Raw genomic sequence first — 19,962 nt, 5'->3', positions numbered from 1 at the left:
CTCCCCTTCGTCATGCGTCACTCGCCTGCGGCTTCGGGCCGTGTGATGACCTTGTCGATCAAACCGTAAGCGAGCGCCTCTTCCGCGCTCATGAAAAAGTCGCGGTCCGTGTCGCGTTCGATCTTCTCGTAGGGCTGTCCGGTGCGCTCCACGTAGATCTGGTTCAGCTTGTGCTTCGTCTTCAGGATCCAGTCGGCGTGAATCTTGATGTCCGCCGCCTGACCGCGCACGCCGCCGAGCGGCTGATGGATCATCACTTCGCTGTTCGGCAGCGCATACCGCTTGCCCTTGGCGCCCGCCGTCAAGAGCAGCGAAGCCATGCTGGCCGCTATGCCGACGCAGATCGTCGAGACGTCCGGTTTGATGTATTGCATCGTGTCATATATGCCCAGCCCCGCGGTCACCGAACCGCCGGGGGAGTTGATGTAGAGATAAATATCCTTCTCGGGATCTTCGGCCGCAAGGAAGAGCAGCTGGGCGATGACGAGATTGGCGACATCGTCGTCGATCGGGCTGCCCAGGAAAATGATCCGGTCCTTCAGGAGCCGGGAATAGATGTCGTAGGATCGCTCGCCGCGACTGCTTTGTTCCACTACGATAGGCACCAGATTCATGCGACCCACCTCTTTTCGTAATCGGCTTCGATTCTTATTGTACCATGTCTGAAGCGCAATGTCATACTCGGCGAAAGCGGACGTGGTCCTCGCCGACCGGGCTCCCGCCCATCGTTAACCTATATGTATGCGCCGGGCGGCAAGGCGTGCACTTCCCGGCCCGGGCGTTGATGGAGAAATAAGGCACGTGCCTGTAAAGTACGTGCCTTACTCTCATGTCGATGTTCCCGGTCTTTACGCGACCGAAGACGCCGTTTTGCTGTTGTCGATCAGGAACCGGATCGTCTTGCGCAGGACGAGGTCCTCCTTCAGGCTGTCCAGGCTGCCGTTACGTTCGAACAGCTCACGCAGTTCGGCAGCCGGACGGTTGTACATCCCGGACAGCTTCTCCAGTTCCTCGTTCAGTTCGTCTTCCGTAACGGTAATGTTTTCCGCCTTGGCGATGGCTTCGAGCACCAGGTTGTTGCGCACCCGCTTCTCGGCGTCGCCCCTCATCTGCTCGCGGAGCTGCGCTTCATCCTGACCGGAGAAGCGGTAGTACAGCTCGAGCGTCATGCCCTGCATCCGCAGGCGGTTCTCGAAATCGCGCAGCATGTAGTCGATTTCCGAGCGGATCATTGCTTCCGGGATGTCGACTTCAGCATTCGCGGAAGCTTTCTCGATGGCGGCCAGTTCGCGCGCGTTCTCGGCTTCCTTCTGCTTCCGTTCCTTCAGTCTGGCCGCAAGATCCTGTTTGTATTCCTCCAGCGTATCGAATTCGCTGACGTCTTTGGCAAATTCGTCATCCAGCGCCGGCAGGTTCTTCCGCTTGATCTCATGCAGTTTCACTTTGAAGACCGCCGGTTTGCCTTTCAGTTCCTCCGCGTGGTAATCCTCGGGGAACGTCACTTCGACGTCTTTGAAGTCGCCGATGTGCATGCCGACGATCTGATCCTCGAATCCGGGGATGAACGTTCCGGAACCGAGCTCGAGCGAATGGCGCTCGCCGCGTCCGCCTTCGAACGGCTCGCCGTTGATGAACCCTTCGAAGTCGATGATGACGATGTCGCCTTTCTCCGCCTGTCCGTCTTCGACGGCGACCAGCTCGGCGTGGCGCTGCTGCTGCCGTTCCAGTTCGGCCTGCACTTCTTCTTCCGTCACCTCGGTTTCGGCTGCCGGAAGCTCGAGACCTTTGTATTCTCCGAGCTTGACTTCCGGCTTGACCGTCACCTTCGCCTTGAAGATGAACGGCTTGCCCTTGCCGAATTGCTCGATGTCAATTTCCGGGGCATCGACCGGAAAGATGCCCGTCTCCTTCACCGCATCCGCGTAAGCGTCGGGCAGCAGGATGTCGACCGCATCCTGATACAGGCTCTCGACGCCGAACCGCGCTTCGAAAATCTGCCGCGGCACTTTGCCTTTCCGGAATCCGGGAACGTTTACTTTCTGGACGACTTTCTTGAACGCCTTGTCCAGCGCCGCGGCTACTTGTTCCGCATCGACTTCGACGCTCAGCACGCCCGTATTCTTCTCCAGAGTCTGCCAACTTGCCTTCATCTTATGCCTTCCCCTTCCACAACTGACGCATCCGTCTGTTTCTTCACGATACTAAACCATTCCATTATAGCCAACCTTCCCGGATATTTCAAGGTTCTCCGGGCCCTGCGGTCAGCGGCGGAGCCGCCCGCCGGACGGCTTTGTACGCCTGTTCGAACCTGAAGCGCAGCGATTCGGGAATGCCGTACGCCGCGCGGATCTCCGCTTCGTCTGCCCGGCCGTAAGCCGCAACCTGCACCGCGAGATGAAGCGCGGCGGCCCAGCAGTCGATCGCCTCCTCGCTTCCGGCCGCCATCCACTCGTAATCGGAAGTGCCGTAGAGCGACCGCAGCATTTCTTCCCAAAGTTCGCGTGCGAAAATTGGCAGCGTCGGATCGAACGCTTCGGAAGCCCGGCACGCCCGTTCCAGCACCTCGCCCGCGGCGGGCGGATAGTCGCCCATCCCGAGCGGCGTCCGCTCGATCTCAAGCTCCACGCGCTCTCCCGCGCGATCCAGCAGCACCCGGCCGGTGGCGCCGCGCCGCCGGAGCGTCTGCAGGGCGCGAAACTGCATCGACGGGTGCATCGGCTCCTTGCGGAGCCAGTCCAGAATTTCCCGGTCGACATCCGGATCGTCGAGGTAGACGGCTTTCTCCAATGCGAGCAGGCGCTGCTCCAGGCGCGGGCTCTGCTTCAAGTCCTCGAGTACCCGGCGGACCTGCTCCCCGCCGTCGTCCCGCGGCTGAAGGGCCAGTCCGCGCATCGCCGCCTCATCGTCGGGCAGATCTTCCTCCGCCCCGCCGTCTTCGATGGAAAAAGTGCCGCCCGCCGGTTCGCTTTCCCGATTTTCAAGTCCGGGATATACCGACTCCAGCCACTCGATAAGCCGGCGCCATTCGTCGTAGGCATGCTCATCCTGGCCGCGGCAATCGAGCAGGAAGCGCAGCAGCGCGTGGGCTTCGCCGAACCGTTCGGATTCGAGCAGCCGGGTCAGCCGGCCGCGATATTCGTTCACCATGGCCGGAAGCAAGTAGACATTGCCCTTGCCGGCATCCGCATCGCGTGATCGCGTCACATATCATCGCTCCTGGCGGCCGCCTGATTCGAACCCCGGCCGGTGTCCGGCAGGCGAGCCGCAGTTGATGGTTCACAAGAATCGTTCCCAGTATAGCACGCGAGCGTCCGGAACAGAAAACAAACTCCCACATTTCGCCTGAAACATGGGAGTTTGTCCAGGGGAAGCGCGATGCTCTCCTGATGGTTTTTACAGAAAATGGTCGTCCGGTCCAATCAGCACGATGCCCCGGTTGAGCGCCGGAATGCCGAGAAAGTATCCGCGGGAAATGAGCGCGAAATCCGTCGTCGCCCTGCACGCCGGCAAGGCGTGAAGCTCCCGCAAATACCGGTGCACTTCGACAAAGTCCCGAATCCGGTACTTGTGCAGCCGAAAGCCGGGCGCGTACACCTGATCGTAGCGGACAAGCAGCGTGTACAGCCACAGATCCGCAAGCGTCGGAAAATCGCCAAGCAGGCAGCGCCGCCCGGTCAGATGCCGGTCCAGATCCGCAAGGAAACGGTAAACCCGTTCAACTTCCCGTTCATATTCGTCCTGACGGGCCACAAATCCGGCGCGGTAGACGCCGCAATGCAAGTCGTAGAAAATCCGCTCTTCCCATTCCAGCCGGGCTTCCTCTTCCTGCAGGAGGGCGTGCGCCTCCTTGCGGCCCGCCGACTCCGCCAGATCGGAGACGATCTTGACCGGGAGCAGATAGGGATCGTTGCTGATGATCCGCCCGGCTTCCAGATCGACCAGGGCCGGCAGCCGGACATGCGTCCCCCATTCGAACGCCGCCGCCTCCGTCCCGGACATCGGCGCCCAGGCCGGGGACGGCTCTTCCGTCCCGCTCCGCTGAATCAGCCGCCCGTTGTTGGGAGAGAGCACCGCGATCAGATCCAGAAATCCACCGAGCGCCGCAATCAGCGCCAGCCGCTGGCCCGTCGGCGTCACCGGCGAATAGAGCAGGGCGTATCGTCCGGGCCGGGGCTCAAGCGGCTGCTTGACCGCCGGGTCATTCACGATGGCGCCGGGCAGAATGGGACCGCCGCGAATGCCGATGTCGTAATCGTCCGGCGGCCGGAAATATCGGAAGTTCCCGTACTTCATAAGCTCACCCGCATTTGCTTCAGTTCGCCCGCACGTGCTTCATCCCGCATGCACCGCATGGCTGCTCTCAAATTTGACGCCGTACAGCCTGGTCCACATGTCCAGCATGACGAGCCGCGGCAGAATCGGCGGCGCGTCGAACGTCCCGTCCGACCACTCGCTTCGCGTCATGAAAGTCCTCAAGTATTCGATATCCGCAATCTGCGGCAGGACGCTGTTTTGATCGTTTGCCGCCTCGCGCAAATATTGCAGAACGGCCGAGGTGAACGGTCGGTTTCGCATGACGGCGAATCCGCTTTTTTTCCGCCAGGCGACCTCGTAGGGAAGACGGTGTTCGTATGCCTTCCGCAAAATGCCTTTTTCCGCCGATCCCGTACGCTTGATATTGTAAGGCAAGTTCCAGGCAAATTCCACCAGCCGGTGATCCAGGAAGGGAAGCTGCACCCTGAGGCCGGCCGCCGCGCTCATGCGGTCGGCGCGATCCAGCAGGAACGGCAGAAATCGGGTCAACTGCATGTAGAACACGTAATCCATATGCCGTTGCAGCGGGTCCTCATCGCGAAGGCCGGGCATTTCGGATTCCGCCGCCTTCCAGCGCTGCCTCAGCTGCTCGTCCAGATCGCAGCGCGCCCTAAGCTCCGGATGCAGAAAGTTCGCAGCCCCCGTCCCTTTCAGCCAGGGAAACGTATGGCCGGGCGACTGCGCTTCAGCCGCAATCCACGGGAACCCGCCGAACAGATCGTCCGCCCCTTCCCCTGAGAACACTTCCTCCCGGCCCGTCTCGCGGATGCGCCGGTAAAGATGCAGCAGCGTAATGTCCAGATCCCCGACGCCGGGAAGGTCCCGCGCCCGCACCGTATCTTCGAGGGCGGCGCGAACATCGCCCGGCTCGATCACGATCGTCTCATGGCGGGAGCCGATATGGTCCCGCATGATCTCCACATACGGACCGTCCAGCGAATGATGCAGCGCATCGGGGCGAAAATCCGTGTCCTCTCCGGCATACGAGAACGAGAACGTCTGAAGTTCCGCTTCCTTGCCGGCAGTGTGCCGGGCCGCTGCGCAGATGACGCTGGAGTCCAGCCCACCGGACAGCAGAAAAGCCTGCGCGCGACCGACGTCGTGCAGCCGGCGCCGCACCGCGTCGTCCAGCAGCGCCGCGATCTGTTCGGCGGCGGCTTTCTCGCCGGCCGGAGCGCCGGCGCGCTCCGGCAGCGTCCAGTACCGGCGGCGCCAGATGCGGCCATCCCTGAACGTCACGATCTCGCCCGGACGAACCTCGGCCAGATACTTGTACACGGTCGTCCCGGGGATGCGGGAGGTCGAATTCATCAGATCAAGAATCGCCGATTCGTCGAACACGCGGGGGAACCGCGGATCCTGCAGGATCGCCTTCGGCTCCGATGCCGCCGCGATCCGGCCGAAGCGGGCGGAATGCCAGTAATAGAGCGGCTCGATGCCGAGCCTGTCGCGCACGAGATGCAGTTCGCCCGTTCGGCCGTCAAAGACGACGATCGCGAAAGCCCCCCCGACTTGTTCCGCGAACGAAGGGCCATTGGCCAGATAGGCGCCCAGCAGCAAGCGGGCGACGGACGCCTCGCACGCGTCCCGGTCGATGCCGAGTTTGCCGCCGATCTCATCCGCGTTGTCGATAAAGCCGCTCACCGCCAACAGGACCGCGTTTTCGCCGGCCTGCTGCCGTGCAAGGCCGCTGCCGGACCACCCGCTTCCGGCCAGCGCCCGGGATTTGCTCTGTCCCAATACCGCATGCCGGTCCCCGCGCACGATCCGGATCTCGCCGGACGCGCGGCCGGACATGGCCTCCAGTCCCTTCAGCACGAATTGTTCCTGTTCCGCTTGATCGATCGGCTCTTCATCCCGCAGCACCACAATGGCGCTCATGCCGAATCCCCTCCCTTTTCACCGTGAACATCAGGCGGCCGTCAGACGGCCGCCTCCTGACTGCGCAACGTTTCCATGAATTGGCGCAGCTGCTCCATCGCCTGTCGAATATTGGCCGGATACGACGGATCGGCGGGTTTCCGCAGATCGTGCACCCGGGCGGCTTTCCAGCCCAGTGTCGATCCAAGCCCGGCGATGTCGGGCAGTTTCGGCACCATGCAGAAGGCCACGCCCGGAATGGCCTCCCGGAGATGCCGCAAATGACGCTCCGCCTGCGCCTCATTGTCATAATCGCCGGTAAACACGAAATAGACCTTATCCGGGCAGACGGCGATGAAATAGTTGAAAATGCGGCTATCCCCGTCCTCCGGCCAGACGAGCTCCTCGAATTCGTCCTGGTCCAAGCCGACCCCCGGCAAATCCAGCGCATGACCGAGGCGTCCGAGCGGCGTGATGTCCAGCACCCCTTCTTCGCGGGGTTCGATGCGCACCAGATCTCCGGTGCGGTACCGGATAAGCGGCCTGAGATCATTCTCCAGCGCCGTTACGATCAGTTCGCCTTCGACCGGTCCGTCACCGGTGACAAACCGAATCCGGCCGTCTCTCTCCTCGATCTCGAAAATGTAACTGTGCGTCTGCAGCCTGAGCGCGTCTTCCGATACGGCCACCGCCGTCGTTCCGGTCTCCGACGACCCGTATGATGCGTCGTACACCGCCCCGCCCGTCAGCTGCCGCAAACGCCGTTTCAGGGCAGGGCTGCTGCGTTCACCCGTCAGCAGCACTTTCCGGAAGGCCGGCGCTTCAAGTCCGTTTGCGGCGGCGTATTCATAGAGATTGATCAATTGGGACGGCGGACCGGCGAAGACGGTCGGACGGAGGAATCCCGCAATGCGGATGACGCGGCCGTAATCGTTGCGGACCGTATCCACCCATGTCCGGAAAGTCGCAATTCCCAGATAATTGAGCGCATGTTCGAACTGGAAGGCGGCCGGGCCCTGCGGCGTATTGATCAGTATGAGCGCCGTGTCGCCGCCGCTCAGAAACTCGGCCCAATGCTCGCCGAAGTTGACCGTATTGACAACCAGATCGTGCAGCCCTTTGGGCGCGGGCAGCGGTTCGCCGGTGGTGCCGGACGTCTCGAAATAATTCAGCATTCGATGACGTCTGCTGCGGCTGGCCTCCCCGCTGATCGCCCGATACTCCCGCTTCGCCAGGATCGGAAGGGCGGCCAGAAGTTCGCGATAGTCCGCCCCGCGCGACAGCAGAGCGTCAACCGACGCCGCCCCCTCGCTGCCGAGCAATTCCCGGTACGACTCAAGTTCAAGCGCCGAGCGGACCGTCTTGCCGAGACGCTCGGCGTAATGCGCTTCACGGTCGAAATCCGGCTGCCGCCAGGCGCGGATCAGCCGCTGCTGCTGTGCGATCAATCGGTTCACCTGTTCCCGGGTCGCTTCATCCCGATACATCCGTTCATAACCTCCCGTCGCTTGTCTTTGGCATGGTAAGGCCGTCCGTCAGAGCACAAGCCGGGCAGCCCGTGCACAACGGCTCAAGCCGCAAGTCAAACCGCTTTCTCCGCTCCTTCGGCCAGACGGTTTTCCTCCCTGGCGGGTGCGTACAACGTTCCGGTCAACAGCACCCCGAGCAACGCTCCTGCGGCGCCCGCCCAAGTCAAGGCGGACGTGCCCAGCGTTTGAATGACGAGCGCACCGGCAATTCCGGACAAGCCGATGCCGAGGTACATGCAGGAGGAGTTCCAGGAGATCAGAATCTGCGCCCGCGCGCCGCCCAGCGCCAGCAGCCGGTATTGCTGGGACGGGGCGAGCAGCCAGCCGCATACGCCCCAGATGAACGTCAGGACAATGGCGCGGATCAGTGTGTCGGCTGCCAGTGAAATGAGAACGAAGGAGGCGCAAAGGCCGAGATGGCTCACGATGTTCGTCGTCCGCGGCCCGAACCGGTCCGTCAGACGGCCGCCCAGCAGATTGCCGATGGCTCCGCCCGTACCGAAAGCGAGCAAAATCCAGGTCAGTTCATTGCCGTCGGTAATGCCTCTGCCGTTGTAATAGGCCGAAACATAGGAGTAGACGGTGAATGCGGACAGGTAGACGACCACCGTGACCAGCAGCGTGGAAGGCGCGCCCTTCATCCGCACCGCCGAAAGCCGCTGCCTCAGCGAAACATTCGGCGGCGACGGCAGACGGGAGAGCGCGGCGGACAACACCGCGAGCATCACCGCCCCGCCGATGGTGATGGACAGGAACAAACTTTGATAGTCCATCGCATGGCTCAAGTACGTGCCGAAGGGAACGCCCAGAATGGTGGCGATCGTAAGGCCGCTGAACACATAGGAAATGGCTCTTCCGCGGCGTTCGGGCGGCGAGATCATGCCCGCGATCATGATGACCGCCGGCGTGACGGCCGACGCGCCGAGGGCGGAGATGACTCTCCCGGCCATGAGCAGCGAATAATCCGCCGTCAGCGCCACGATGAGATTGCCAAGCGAGAAGACGGCCAGCGACAGGATCAGGAAATATTTCCGGTCCATCTGGCCGAATACCGACGCGATGATCGGGCTGGCGATCGCATAGGCAAGGGCGAAGACGGTGATGAGCTGCCCGGCCGCTTCGATGGAGACGCCGGATTGTTCGGCGATATCGCCCAGCACGCCGGCGACGACAAAACCGTCCGTGCCGACGATAAACATCGTGAGTGCAAGCAGAAAGATGTTCCGTTTGACAGACATAACGACCCTCCAATCAAGCAAGCGGACGATGCCGCCCGGCCGATTGACCGTCGACCGGGCGCTGTCCGTCATTGGTCAGAAGTTTCCTCGTGAACCAGCCAGCGGGGTTTAAGTCCCGCTCCGTCCTGCGTTCCGTCCGCACGCAGCGGCACCGTGATGATGCCTTCGATTTCCACCAGCAGATCGGAGCGGCAAATGTCGACATTCAGGAATTGGATGTTGGCATGCGGCGCGAAAGCTTCCCGGCACCTGCGCCGCACGGCTGGAATGTCCTCCGCGTGGCGGACGTACACCTTGATGAAATCGACATCCCGCAGCGTCAGATCGGCCGGCGTCTCAATGCCGTGACGGATCAGGTTGTCCCGGCCGATCAGGAGCGAAATGTTCTCCAGCGTGACATCGCATTGCCGCATCAGATCGCTGCGGTGAACCGTCTCGTGCCCGATGATGCTCGCCGTTCCGGAAATATATAAGTTCAAGACACCAAGGGCATCATGCTGGACGCAAGTCGCGCGGGCAAAGCTGGGAGAGCGCGGGCCATACTGGCGGGGATACGTGTAAGCGGGCATCTGTCTGGGATTCTCCAGAAAGGTGACCCGTCCGGACCGGCAGGACAGGAAGAAGAACGCAATATTCCCTCCTTGCGCTCCGATCCCGGTGGCAGCCGGCATCGGCAAATGTCTGCGCCGCCCGTAAAGTTCGAAAGCCTCGGACCTGCCGGCGCAGAAATCGCGGTAAATCTCCAGGCCGTCCGCATTGTCTTCGTTGATGCGGGGAATGTAGTTCCACATGCGGAACAACCGGGGATATCCCAGCTCATCCATCAGCTCGAAGGCAGCCAGGTACGTTTTCCGCGTCAGGTTCCGGCAGCGCTCCGAGGCCGGGATTTCCGCCGCACAGAACAGATACTCGCCATCGTGCGCATAAACCAGATTCCCGCTGACGGAAGCTTGCGCCGGCCCTGCGGTCCACTGTTCGACAAACCCTTTCTCGTCCGCGCTCGTCATGCGCAGCGAGAGAAAAGGCGAACCTTCTTCCAGGACCGGCTTCCGAAAGACTGGACCAAAATTCACCATTCCTAGCACCCGACTGTTCATCAACGGGCGATCCTCTGGCAACGCCTGCGGATGCCCGCCGCTGATGAGATTGGCGTAATCCATCACGGCCCTCCTTGTTCTGTTGGTTTCCGTGAACCAGCTTAAGGGAGTTTCCGGTTTCTGGATATCCCCAATATTGGGGATGTCCGATAAGCAAAAAAAGTCTCCCCGCCCCGAAAGGCAGGGAGACGATTCCGGCGGCCGGCTTTCCTCAGCCGCCGGTCAGGCCAGAAACTTGCGCATAAACTGTCCCTTGTCGCTCACGCCGGTTTTCCGATAGATGTTCTTGATTACGCTGCGCACGGTGCTCTCGGTAATGCCCAGCAGGGCCGCGATCTGCAGCCCGCCCATATTCAGCGCCCAATAATAGGCGATTTCCCGTTCGCGGGGAGACAGGCCGTATTCTCCGAACCGACGGTCCATGGCAATGCGGCGGCGTTTCGGACATTTCCGGGCAAGCCGCTCTTTCAGCACCCGCATATAAAATTCAACCAGTGCAAGCTCCGTACCCGGACTTTCCTCCCGGCAAGGGAAGCTCACGTCGAGGAATCCGTGGATCTGGCCGTCGGCCGCGATCGGCATGCACATGCAGCTCCAGTCCTTGAACAGCCGCAGATCGTGTTCGTCGCCGCGCAAATAGACCGGCTTCCCGAGCCTGACGGCCATGGAAATGGCGTTCAGGCCGGCGTGCTGCAGATCGAACCGGGTACCGCGTTCGATTCCGATGCGGCGGGCGTTGTCCAACACTTCCTGCGGGCCGGCAACCGACAGCAGGACGCCGCGCCGATCCGTCAGAAGCAGCAGGTGCGGCCATTCCGCCAGCAGACTTTCCTCCTGAAGCGCCTGTTCGAAAGCGCGGAGGAGCAGTTGGTTGTTCCGCAGCGTTTGCCGCAGTTCTTCCTTGCCGATACGGCCCGTCAAGGTTGCGCAGTCCACATCAAGCCCCGACTGCTCGACCTCATGCCGCCAGCGGACGACAACGGCCGGATCGAGGCTTTCTTTTTTCACCCAGCGCGGGGCAAGAGACGAACAGACCTGAAACACATTCACGAACGCTCACCCCGGCAAGCGAGTCTTGTTTGGGAAAATTATACATCCACAGCCTTGCCTCGGCAAATCCGGAACGGCCCACTACTTATCTCCCGCGGTTATTGCATTTCACCTTTCCCTGTGGTATGATCATTTGTGCTCTCCATGCGGGTGTAGTTCAATGGTAGAACGCCAGCTTCCCAAGCTTGAGACGAGGGTTCGATTCCCTTCACCCGCTCCAGATACTTGTCCCAGTAGCTCAGCTGGATAGAGCATGCGCCTTCTAAGCGTACGGTCAGGGGTTCGAATCCCTTCTGGGACGCCATACCTTAAATAGCGAATCCGCCAATCGGGCGGATTTTTGTTTTACCCGGGAATCTGATGCCCTGTATGCGCGGTCCCGAATCGTTCTGCGATTGATTCAAGAAAAAAAGCCGCCCTACCGCTTCAAGCGCATAAGGCGGAATGATATTTATTTGGAATATGGCCGGAGTCAGTCCGGATCAGGCCGTTTTCCGTTTGATCACATCGGCATAAACGGCGATCAGGATCACAATTCCTTTGACAATATACTGCCAGAAGGAACTGACGCCGATCAAGTTCAGGCCGTTGCTGAGCACACCGATGATGAGCGCGCCGATCACCGTGCCGCCGATTCTTCCGTAGCCGCCGGTCATGCTCGTTCCCCCGAGCACGACTGCGGCGATGGCATCCAGTTCCGCCGCAACGCCCGCCGTCGGCTGACCCGAGAACATGCGCGAGGCGAGCACAATTCCGGCAAATCCGGCCATGAATCCGCTGAACGTGTACGCGAAAAATTTCACCCGCTTGATGTTGATTCCGGAAAATCGGGCGGCCTCCGGATTTCCGCCGACCGCATAAATGTACCGGCCCGTCTTTGTTTTATTCATAATCAGGTAACAAAGAATCACGAAAATGATTGAATACAATACGGGGGTAGGCAGAATCCCGCCGATATAGCCGGATCCGATGAAGTTGAAGGCATCCGACATGACGCGAACCGGTTGCCCGTCGGTCAATACGTAGGCCGCTCCCCGGCCGATATTCATGGTGGCGAGGGTGATGATAAACGGCGGTATGACGGTGGTCGCCGCCACATAACCGTTCAGCGCGCCGAATAATATACCGACGAGAAGTCCCGCGGCGACGGCTATGAAAAGCGGCACATCGAACAGCGCGACCAGCATGGCGGTCACCACCCCGGATACGGCCATGACAGAGCCGACGGACAAATCGATGCCGCCCAGGATGATCACCATCGTCATCGCGAGCGCCAAATAGAGGTTGGTGGATGTTTGCCGCAAGACGTTCAGCAAATTGTTGGTCGTCAGAAAATTGGGATTGAGCACCGCGATGATGACACATAAAACCAATAGCCCGGCGAGAATGCCCATGTTGGCTCGAATAAATGATCTTATTCCGTAAACCATGGTTTAACCTCCAGTGGCATAATGCATGATGGTCTCTTGGCTGAACTCGTCCCGATTTAAAATGGTTCTTATCCCGCCTTTGTACATGACCGCGATCCGGTCGCTCATATTGATCACTTCAGGCAATTCCGAGGAGATCATGATAATGGAAACGCCTTCTTTCACCAACCGGTTCATGATCGCATAGATTTCCGCTTTGGCCCCGACATCCACCCCTCTGGTCGGTTCATCCAGGATCAGGATGCGCGGGTTGGTTGCCAGCCATCGGGAGATGAGCACCTTCTGCTGATTGCCGCCGCTCAAATTCCGCACTTCCTGATCCGGATTCGGGGTTTTGATCGACAATTCATTGATGAATTGCCGGGTTTTCTGGTCTTCATAACGGGCATTGACTCTAAACCATTTGATGAACTTATCCAGGACCTTGATGGTGATGTTGTATTGAACCGAACGGATGAGGAACAGGCCTTCCTCTTTCCGGTTTTCCGTCACATAGGCAATGCCGTGTTTGATCGCATCGTTCGGATTTCGAATGATCAGCGGCTTGCCGTCGATCCGAATTTCCCCTTCATCGAAGGCATCCAGACCGAAAATACATTTCATCAGCTCCGATCGGCCCGCGCCGACCAAACCGGCAAATCCGAGAATTTCCCCCTTCTTGAGCTCAAAGCTGGCATCGTTCAGCACGCCTTTTTTGGACAGGTTGTGAACGCTGAGCACGATTTCCCCGCCGTTTTCCGGAGCAGTGTCCTTGATGTAATATTGGGTGAGCTCCCGGCCGACCATCATCGAGATCAACTGATCGGCTGTCGTATCCTTCGTTCTGACAGTTCCGATCAGGGCACCGTCCCGCAGAACGGTGATGCGATCGGTGATGGCGAACAATTCGTTCATCCGGTGCGAAATATACACAATGCCGACGCCCTGCTCTTTCAGATGGCCGATGGTTTGAAAAAGAAATTCGACCTCTTTTTCCGTAAGCGAGGAGGTCGGTTCGTCCATCACGATCATTTTCGCCCGGAAGGATACGGCCTTGATGATCTCGATCATCTGCTGCTGCGCTACCGTCAGCTTTTTTACCGGCACCTCGGGCGACAGTTCCAGACCGAATTGCTGCAAGGTTTTCCGTGTTTCTTCGATCATTTTTTTCCAGTCGATCCATCCGGTCTTCGTGACCGGTTCTTTGCCCAAAAAAATATTCTCGGCAACGGACAGATGCGGCACCAGCGAAATTTCCTGGTGGATGATGCTGATGCCGAGGGCCTGGGCATCTTTGACGCTGTTGATGGAAACCTTGTTCCCTTCGATGAAAATTTCCCCTTCGTCGACGGGGTAAATGCCCGCGAGAATTTTCATCAACGTGGATTTGCCGGCGCCATTTTCGCCGAGGAGGGCGTGAACTTCACCGCTTTCCAGTTCAAAATCGACACCCTTCAGGGCGTGAACGCCGGCAAATCGCTTTTCAATTCCGCTCATCCGAAGCAGTTTTTGACTCATCCGTTCCACCTCGATGAATGACGGGAGGGTGATCGGCGTCACCCTCCCCGTCGTTTCGTCATTGCCATCCGTCCACGCCGTACTCTTGAACGTTTTCCTCGTTGATCAGGAACGTTTCCACCGGCGTCCGTTTTTCGTAGCTTTCGCCCCTCAAAATTTTGTAAGCGATATCCGCGGAAATCTGACCGATCGAGATCGGCGACTGCGCCCCGGACCCCTTAAACGGTCCGCCTTCGGCGATGGCCGCTTTCGCGTCGGGTGAACCGTCCACACCGTAAATGGCAATCTCCAAGCGGTTGGCGGCTTTGACGGCGGCCAACGCGCCGAGCGCAGACGGATCGTTGCCGGCGAAGATGGCCGTGATGTCGGAATGGGCTTGCAATATATCCTCGGTAATGCCCAGGGCGGTTTCCAGGTCTCCTTTTGCGTCCTGTTGGGCCACGATCGTGAAGTTTTTCCCCTCAATGGCTTCCAGGAAACCGGCCACCCGGTCGTTGATCGAATTCATCGTCGGGCTGTCGAGGATGACGATGTTGCCGCCGTTCGGGAAGCGTTTGACAAGGTCCTCGCCGACGACTCTGCCGGCGTTCTTGTTGTCTGAGCCGACGTAAGCGGTAACATACTCAAAGTCCTTGACTTCGGTATCATAGTTGATGATCGGAATGCCGGCTTCCTTGAGCATTTGCAGCGCGGGTCTGATGCCTTCCCAGTCTACGGGATTCAGGAAAATCGCGTCGATGCCTTGCGCGATCATATCCTCGATCTGGTTGATTTGCAGCGCCACATCCATTGCCGGGTTCAGCGTAATCATTTCATCCCCGTTTGCTTCGACTTTCTCCCGAATCGCTTTCTCCAGGACGATAAAGAAGGGGTTATTCTGTGTCATGGAAGTATAACCGAATACAAAATGATCCTTGGAACCGCCACCGCTGCCACTGCCGCTGCCGCTGCCGCCGCACGCGGCGGACAACACGACCAGCGCAACGATGCACACCAACGACAACAGTTTCTTCAATTGCAGTCCCTCCCATAAATGCTTTTTGTTTAGCTTGGTTCTCGAAAAGTTTCCGAACTTCTCTGTAACTTCATCAACCTTTATCTATACGCGGGATGCGCACTTGCCTGGGATCGGTGCGGGAAAACAGCACAAGTTCAATACGATTCCAACCCCTGCAAACATTTCCGCCGAGCGCTTTTGCGTCAGTAAAACTTCACTTCGTTTCATATTCGTCACCTCCATCCCTTAAAGAAAATTTCAAACCGTGATCTTGCCATCATTCGGGCCGATCCACAGTTCTGCTTCCTCATGAAACCGCCACCCGTCAAGTCTCAACCGGTTGGCGCGCTTGGGCCACCCCGCTTCGATTCGACGCTGCACGGTTTCCCAGGAAGGAATGCCGCTGACCGCGTCTTGGCGCTCGACATTGCAGGCACCAACCGCCACCGCCGCGCGCATTGCAGACTCGGGTGAAAGGCCTTTCAACAAACCCGCCAAAAATCCGGCAATGGTGCAGTCCCCCGCACCCGTCGTCCCCGCCACTTCTACTTGATAACAAGTTGCCAGCAATTCTCGACCGGCCCATTCTCCGATATTTTCCGGCGTGCAGCCCCCCATCGATTGAAGTCGGCGTTCACCTGCGGTACGCAAATACAGGCCGTGTTCCCCCAATTTTACCGCGACGATCGCTGCTCCCATACCGATCATGCGATCAGCCAATGCACTCAAATCTTCACCGTCGAGATGTTCCGCGATGTCACCCTTCGCTGAAGCAAGCCGATCATAAAAAGGCCGATCCAGCATGTATAAGATTTCTTCAACGCTGGGCAGAAACACGTCTACTTTGGGCAGTACCTTTTCCAGGATGGCCATCCAATCCACACGCCCCGCTTCCGATGCGGGATCCGGCTTGGCCATGTCCAGCGACGTCGTCAGTCCCGCTCTCTTCACCTCATGGAGCATGCCGGCAAGTTCGGTTCCTCCGTCCGCGTACATGCGCTTCATGAGCGGAGGATAACCGAAATGGAACAGCCTCGCACCCGTCAGCAGTTCCCACCTCAAGTCGGACCCCTGAAACGTATCGTTCGCCCCGGTGCAATGAAGAAAAATCCGGTCGATTCCCGGCGAATGGATCACGATCGAATAGGATGTATTCTCACCCGCAATAACCATCATGCCTTCGGCCAGTTCGGGAGTTTGCCTCCGGAGCAATTCCAGCACTGCCTGCCCGAACAAATCGTCGCCGATTTTCCCCATCAGCAACACGGACATCCCCAGTCGATGCAATGCGATTCCGGTATTGGACACGGTCCCGCCCGTGGACAGCACAACCGGGCCGGCATTGACCAGCTTCCCGGGAACGAGGATCTGATCCAGCCCATCTTTCGCATTCGGCAGATAGGGGATGATATCCAAACAAATATGGCCGGCTACGACGACTTCCGCAACTTGCTCCTTCAAGGGAATATTCCTCCGGGACAAAGATACGGTTTGCCTAGTGGCATGGTATTCTAATGCGGCGGTCAATATGCGACGGCTCTCTGCTCCTGCTGCAGAAAAACACCCGCTGCATAATTGCTTCATCACCTTCCGGGACACCATGCATAATATTCAAGCCGCTTGCATATGCAAGCGGCTTTTCGTTGGCCGGCCGAAGCCGTATGCTGCTTTCCGCCATTTCTGATCATGATCGAAAAGATCAGACAAAATTTATTCGACCGAACCGAGCACTCGCCGCACGTCCTCCCGCACGGAGCCGAATTGCAGCACTTGCTCGCCGAATGATCCGCCATCCCGGGCGACGTTCATGAATGCGTCCGTCCGATCCACCGCCGCCTGGTGCAGCGGGTTGTCGTACCAATCGATCTCGCGGTCGGCGTCATTTTCGGTCACCCGGACCATCTCAATTCCGCCGTCGGGAGCCTCCGCGAAATAGACGAGCAGATTCGCCGCGCCCGCATCGCCGGTCACAACCTCCACTTCCGCACACGGACGTCCGTCCAGGTTCGTCGTTCTTCTCACTTCGGCGTGAACGATGTCCATCGGATGGCACACTCCTTTTCTCAAGACAGACGCATCTGTTCGATGAACGCCTTCGTTTCCGGCGTTCCCAACTCATGCAGCAGGTCGTAGATTCTCGCCGTCACATCGCCCGATGCGGCCGACATTTGCTCCGTGGACGCCGTCTCGTACGGGTGCCGGAGAAAATGCCACACTTCCGCTTCCTCCAGGCTTGCCAGTTCCTCGAACAGATCCTGCAGGCGGTACAATTCCTCTTCATTTGCGCGAATTTCCAATTCATAGGGCGTTGCGCCCTTGTCCTTCACGATCTCCTTGCCTCCGACGGAGACGTAATAGGTCTCTCTTCCGTCATCCGATCTCACGATACCTGCCTCCTTCACCCGAACCGGCATGCAGAAGCCGGGACGCGCGATCTCGCCATAGCATGCCGCGCGGACAGACATTTTATGCCGCCGTTCAGCATATATCTCCTTATGCTGTTCTGTAGCTCAAGACCGACACGAGAGGATGAAAGCATATGTGCGGAATTACCGGGTGGATCGACTGGACGCGCGATCTGACGCTGGACAGCGCCATACTCGAGAACATGACCGACAAGCTCGCGCCGCGCGGCCCCGATGCTTCCGGCACCTGGATTACGACGCACTGCGCGCTGGGGCATCGCAGGCTCAGCGTCATGGACCCGGAGAACGGCGCGCAGCCGATGATCCGGCATGCCGGGGACAACACGTTCGTCATCGTGTATAACGGGGAACTGTACAACGCGCCGGAATTGAGGCGCGAACTGGAAGGACGCGGCCATCGGTTCTTCACGAACTGCGATACGGAAGTGCTGCTCGTCGCATACATCGAATGGGGGCCGGAAGCGCTCGATCGCTTCAACGGCATCTACGCCTTCGCGGTGTGGGACGCGCGGGCCGAGCGATTGTTCGCCGCCCGCGACCGTCTCGGCGTCAAACCGTTCTTCTACGCCGAGACGGACGGCCTGTTCCTGTTCGGCTCCGAACCGAAGGCGATTCTGGCACATCCGTCGTTCGAGCCGGAAGTCGGGGCGGAAGGACTGGCCGAAATTTTCGTCATCGGCCCGGCCCGGACGCCGGGCGTCGGCATCTACCGCGGCATGACCGAGCTGAAGGCCGGGCAATGCCTGACGGTCGACCGGTCGGGCGTCCGTGTCCGCACGTACTGGCGGCTGGAGAGCCGGCCGCATGATGACGACGAAGCGCAGACGGCCGCGCGCGTGCGGGAGCTGCTGCACGATACGGTCGAGCGGCAGCTGCTCTCCGACGTGCCGGTCTGCACGCTGCTCTCCGGCGGCCTCGATTCCAGCGCGCTTACCGCGCTGGCCGCCGGGCATTATCATCTCACCGGCCGGGGCACGCTCGACACCTATTCGGTCGATTACGTGGACAACGACAAGCATTTTCAGGCGCACGCGTTCCAGCCGAACGCGGACGGACCGTGGATCGAGCGGATGCGCCATCATCTCGGCACGCGGCATACCCGGGTCCAGTTCGACACGCCGGAGCTCGTCCAGGCGCTCGATGACGCGGTGATCGCGCGCGATGCACCGGGCATGGCCGACATCGACGCGTCGCTTCTGTTGTTCTGCCGCGAGATCAAGAAAGGGGCAACCGTCGCGCTTTCAGGCGAGGCGGCGGACGAAGTATTTGGCGGCTATCCATGGTTTCACCGCCGGGAAGCGCTGGAAGCCCGGACGTTCCCGTGGTCGCTCGCGACCGCCTTGCGGGCCGAATTATTGGCGCCGGACGTTGCGGCATGGATCAAGCCGCTCGAGTACATCGAACGGCGGTACGCGGAAGCGATCGCGGAAGTGCCGCATCTGCCGGGAGAAGACGAAGCGCGGCGCCGGATGCGGGAGATGTCGTATATCAACATTACGCGCTTCATGCCGACGCTCCTTGACCGCAAGGACCGGATGAGCATGGCGGCCGGCCTCGAGGTGCGCGTGCCGTACTGCGACCACCGGCTCGTCGAGTACGTGTTCAACATTCCGTGGGAGATCAAGACGGCGGGCGGACGGGAGAAGGGGATTCTGCGCCGCGCGCTGGAAGGCGTGCTGCCGGACGACGTGCTCTACCGGAAGAAAAGCCCGTACCCGAAGACGCACAATCCGAACTATCTCGAGGCGGTGCGCAAGCGGCTGATCGACGTGCTGAACGATCCGTCGTCGCCGCTGCTCAAGCTGATCAACACGGCGAAAGTGCGCGAGATTGCGGAGTCGGACGCGGCGTCGTCGCACATCCCGTGGTTCGGGCAGCTCATGTCCGGGCCGCAGCTGTTCGCTTATCTCGTACAGGTCGACACCTGGCTGCGCACATACAAGATCGCCATCCGGTAAATCGAGTAGGAGGGGGCGGCTAGCCCCCGACCTCTCACACCACCGTACATGCGGGTCCGCATACGGCGGTTCCGTAAGGTTAACAAAGTTCCAGGTAACGAGAAAGCAGACTTTTCAGCCCTTTCGCTTCCCAGCAGGAAGTCGGAAGGGCATTGTTTGTGTTACGGGACATTTCCCACGGACCACGGCGTGCGTTCGCCATCATTCGAGCCGCCCATTCGGGCACGCCGAGTGCACGGAGATTACGCAATCTGGTCTTGGGTCTCTTCCATTGTTTCCACAGACACATGCGTAGTCGCCTGCGAATCCATGCGTCGAGGCTGAATCGTCCTGGGAGCCAGACGGATTGTGGCCTGCTTGTTCGACAGGAAGCTGAAGCCGAGGAACTTTCGGTTCCACGGCCGGTCTACCGCGCTTTTGTCCCGGTTCACCTTCAGTCTCAGCTTTCCTTCCACAAATCGGATGACCGATTCCATGACCCGTTCTCCGGCCCGCTTGCTGGCCACGAAGATGTTGCAATCGTCCGCATAGCGGACGAAGCGCAATCCTCGTTTGGTCAGTTCTTT

At 59.6% G+C, this 19,962-nt stretch carries 16 protein-coding genes, 2 tRNA genes and 1 pseudogene; 3 read left to right on the top strand and 16 right to left on the bottom strand.

Annotated features, from left to right (window positions below):
* Positions 1–17 precede the first annotated feature (17 nt).
* The 9 genes from clpP to C6W55_RS14585 form a co-directional block, all read right to left on the bottom strand.
* Positions 18–614, bottom strand: a complete 597-nt coding sequence (clpP, locus tag C6W55_RS14625; RefSeq protein ID WP_015255424.1) for an ATP-dependent Clp endopeptidase proteolytic subunit ClpP — start codon at positions 612–614, stop codon at positions 18–20.
* Positions 615–848: 234 nt separating this feature from the next.
* Entirely contained in the window at positions 849–2,150 is a 1,302-nt protein-coding gene (tig, locus tag C6W55_RS14620) for a trigger factor (RefSeq protein WP_286893486.1), read from the bottom strand.
* Positions 2,151–2,238: 88 nt separating this feature from the next.
* The gene (locus tag C6W55_RS14615) at positions 2,239–3,204 is read right to left on the bottom strand and encodes a hypothetical protein (protein WP_015255426.1); all 966 of its coding nucleotides are present in this window, start codon (positions 3,202–3,204) and stop codon (positions 2,239–2,241) included.
* 189 nt (positions 3,205–3,393) lie between these two features.
* A complete protein-coding gene (locus C6W55_RS14610; RefSeq protein ID WP_286893482.1) occupies positions 3,394–4,293 on the bottom strand; it encodes a glutathione S-transferase C-terminal domain-containing protein in 900 nt (299 codons plus the stop codon).
* 39 nt (positions 4,294–4,332) lie between these two features.
* Complete coding sequence (locus tag C6W55_RS14605; RefSeq protein WP_286893480.1) at positions 4,333–6,195, bottom strand: asparagine synthetase B family protein; 1,863 nt, start codon at positions 6,193–6,195, stop codon at positions 4,333–4,335.
* 41 nt (positions 6,196–6,236) lie between these two features.
* Entirely contained in the window at positions 6,237–7,661 is a 1,425-nt protein-coding gene (locus tag C6W55_RS14600) for a phenylacetate--CoA ligase family protein (RefSeq protein WP_015255428.1), read from the bottom strand.
* A 95-nt stretch (positions 7,662–7,756) separates the two neighbouring features.
* Positions 7,757–8,941 (bottom strand): MFS transporter, encoded by a 1,185-nt coding sequence (locus C6W55_RS14595; protein ID WP_286893479.1) that lies wholly within the window; start codon positions 8,939–8,941, stop codon positions 7,757–7,759.
* A 68-nt stretch (positions 8,942–9,009) separates the two neighbouring features.
* The gene (locus tag C6W55_RS14590) at positions 9,010–10,038 is read right to left on the bottom strand and encodes an FkbO/Hyg5 family chorismatase (RefSeq protein WP_286893524.1); all 1,029 of its coding nucleotides are present in this window, start codon (positions 10,036–10,038) and stop codon (positions 9,010–9,012) included.
* Between the two features lie 222 nt (positions 10,039–10,260).
* Complete coding sequence (locus tag C6W55_RS14585) at positions 10,261–11,088, bottom strand: LuxR C-terminal-related transcriptional regulator (protein WP_015255431.1); 828 nt, start codon at positions 11,086–11,088, stop codon at positions 10,261–10,263.
* A 146-nt stretch (positions 11,089–11,234) separates the two neighbouring features.
* Between C6W55_RS14585 and C6W55_RS14580 the strand changes: the two genes are divergently transcribed.
* Positions 11,235–11,308, top strand: a tRNA-Gly gene (locus tag C6W55_RS14580).
* 7 nt (positions 11,309–11,315) lie between these two features.
* Positions 11,316–11,392 (top strand) — tRNA-Arg (locus C6W55_RS14575).
* Positions 11,393–11,570: 178 nt separating this feature from the next.
* On the opposite strand, the gene C6W55_RS14570 is transcribed toward C6W55_RS14575, so the two are convergent.
* The 6 genes from C6W55_RS14570 to C6W55_RS14545 form a co-directional block, all read right to left on the bottom strand.
* On the bottom strand, positions 11,571–12,518 hold the full coding sequence (locus tag C6W55_RS14570; RefSeq protein WP_015255432.1) for an ABC transporter permease: 948 nt from the start codon (positions 12,516–12,518) through the stop codon (positions 11,571–11,573).
* 3 nt (positions 12,519–12,521) lie between these two features.
* Entirely contained in the window at positions 12,522–14,015 is a 1,494-nt protein-coding gene (locus C6W55_RS14565; protein ID WP_286893477.1) for a sugar ABC transporter ATP-binding protein, read from the bottom strand.
* A 58-nt stretch (positions 14,016–14,073) separates the two neighbouring features.
* Positions 14,074–15,030: a sugar ABC transporter substrate-binding protein gene (locus tag C6W55_RS14560; protein ID WP_286893475.1), complete on the bottom strand. Its 957-nt coding sequence runs from the start codon at positions 15,028–15,030 to the stop codon at positions 14,074–14,076.
* A 240-nt stretch (positions 15,031–15,270) separates the two neighbouring features.
* Positions 15,271–16,473 carry a carbohydrate kinase family protein gene (locus C6W55_RS14555; RefSeq protein ID WP_286893473.1) on the bottom strand — a complete coding sequence of 401 codons (1,203 nt, stop codon included), beginning with the start codon at positions 16,471–16,473 and terminating at the stop codon, positions 15,271–15,273.
* A 249-nt stretch (positions 16,474–16,722) separates the two neighbouring features.
* Positions 16,723–17,055 (bottom strand): hypothetical protein, encoded by a 333-nt coding sequence (locus C6W55_RS14550; RefSeq protein WP_286893470.1) that lies wholly within the window; start codon positions 17,053–17,055, stop codon positions 16,723–16,725.
* Between the two features lie 20 nt (positions 17,056–17,075).
* Positions 17,076–17,396 (bottom strand): hypothetical protein, encoded by a 321-nt coding sequence (locus C6W55_RS14545; protein WP_041854440.1) that lies wholly within the window; start codon positions 17,394–17,396, stop codon positions 17,076–17,078.
* A gap of 155 nt (positions 17,397–17,551) precedes the next feature.
* On the opposite strand from C6W55_RS14545, the gene asnB reads away from it, so the two are divergent.
* A complete protein-coding gene (gene asnB / locus C6W55_RS14540) occupies positions 17,552–19,396 on the top strand; it encodes an asparagine synthase (glutamine-hydrolyzing) (protein WP_286893469.1) in 1,845 nt (614 codons plus the stop codon).
* A gap of 79 nt (positions 19,397–19,475) precedes the next feature.
* Here the strand turns inward: asnB and C6W55_RS14535 are convergent.
* Positions 19,476–19,962: pseudogene (locus C6W55_RS14535) on the bottom strand (group II intron maturase-specific domain-containing protein); the annotation flags it as partial.

It is taken from the genome of Thermobacillus sp. (assembly GCF_003390775.1).
Taxonomy (GTDB): domain Bacteria; phylum Bacillota; class Bacilli; order Paenibacillales; family Paenibacillaceae; genus Thermobacillus; species Thermobacillus xylanilyticus.
Note: the sequence above shows the minus strand (reverse complement) of the source record. Positions and strands in the feature narration are given on the sequence as shown.

Excerpts from the sequence above, each read along its gene's own strand:
- C6W55_RS14565 (WP_286893477.1), bottom strand. The coding sequence starts at position 14,015 with ATGAGTCAAAAACTGCTTCGGATGAGCGGAATTGAAAAGCGATTTGCC.
- C6W55_RS14550 (WP_286893470.1), bottom strand. The coding sequence starts at position 17,055 with ATGGACATCGTTCACGCCGAAGTGAGAAGAACGACGAACCTGGACGGA.
- C6W55_RS14600 (WP_015255428.1), bottom strand. The coding sequence starts at position 7,661 with ATGTATCGGGATGAAGCGACCCGGGAACAGGTGAACCGATTGATCGCA.
- clpP (WP_015255424.1), bottom strand. The coding sequence starts at position 614 with ATGAATCTGGTGCCTATCGTAGTGGAACAAAGCAGTCGCGGCGAGCGA.
- tig (WP_286893486.1), bottom strand. The coding sequence starts at position 2,150 with ATGAAGGCAAGTTGGCAGACTCTGGAGAAGAATACGGGCGTGCTGAGC.
- C6W55_RS14590 (WP_286893524.1), bottom strand. The coding sequence starts at position 10,038 with ATGAACAGTCGGGTGCTAGGAATGGTGAATTTTGGTCCAGTCTTTCGG.
- asnB (WP_286893469.1), top strand. The coding sequence starts at position 17,552 with ATGTGCGGAATTACCGGGTGGATCGACTGGACGCGCGATCTGACGCTG.
- C6W55_RS14610 (WP_286893482.1), bottom strand. The coding sequence starts at position 4,293 with ATGAAGTACGGGAACTTCCGATATTTCCGGCCGCCGGACGATTACGAC.
- C6W55_RS14570 (WP_015255432.1), bottom strand. The coding sequence starts at position 12,518 with ATGGTTTACGGAATAAGATCATTTATTCGAGCCAACATGGGCATTCTC.
- C6W55_RS14595 (WP_286893479.1), bottom strand. The coding sequence starts at position 8,941 with ATGTCTGTCAAACGGAACATCTTTCTGCTTGCACTCACGATGTTTATC.
- C6W55_RS14605 (WP_286893480.1), bottom strand. The coding sequence starts at position 6,195 with ATGAGCGCCATTGTGGTGCTGCGGGATGAAGAGCCGATCGATCAAGCG.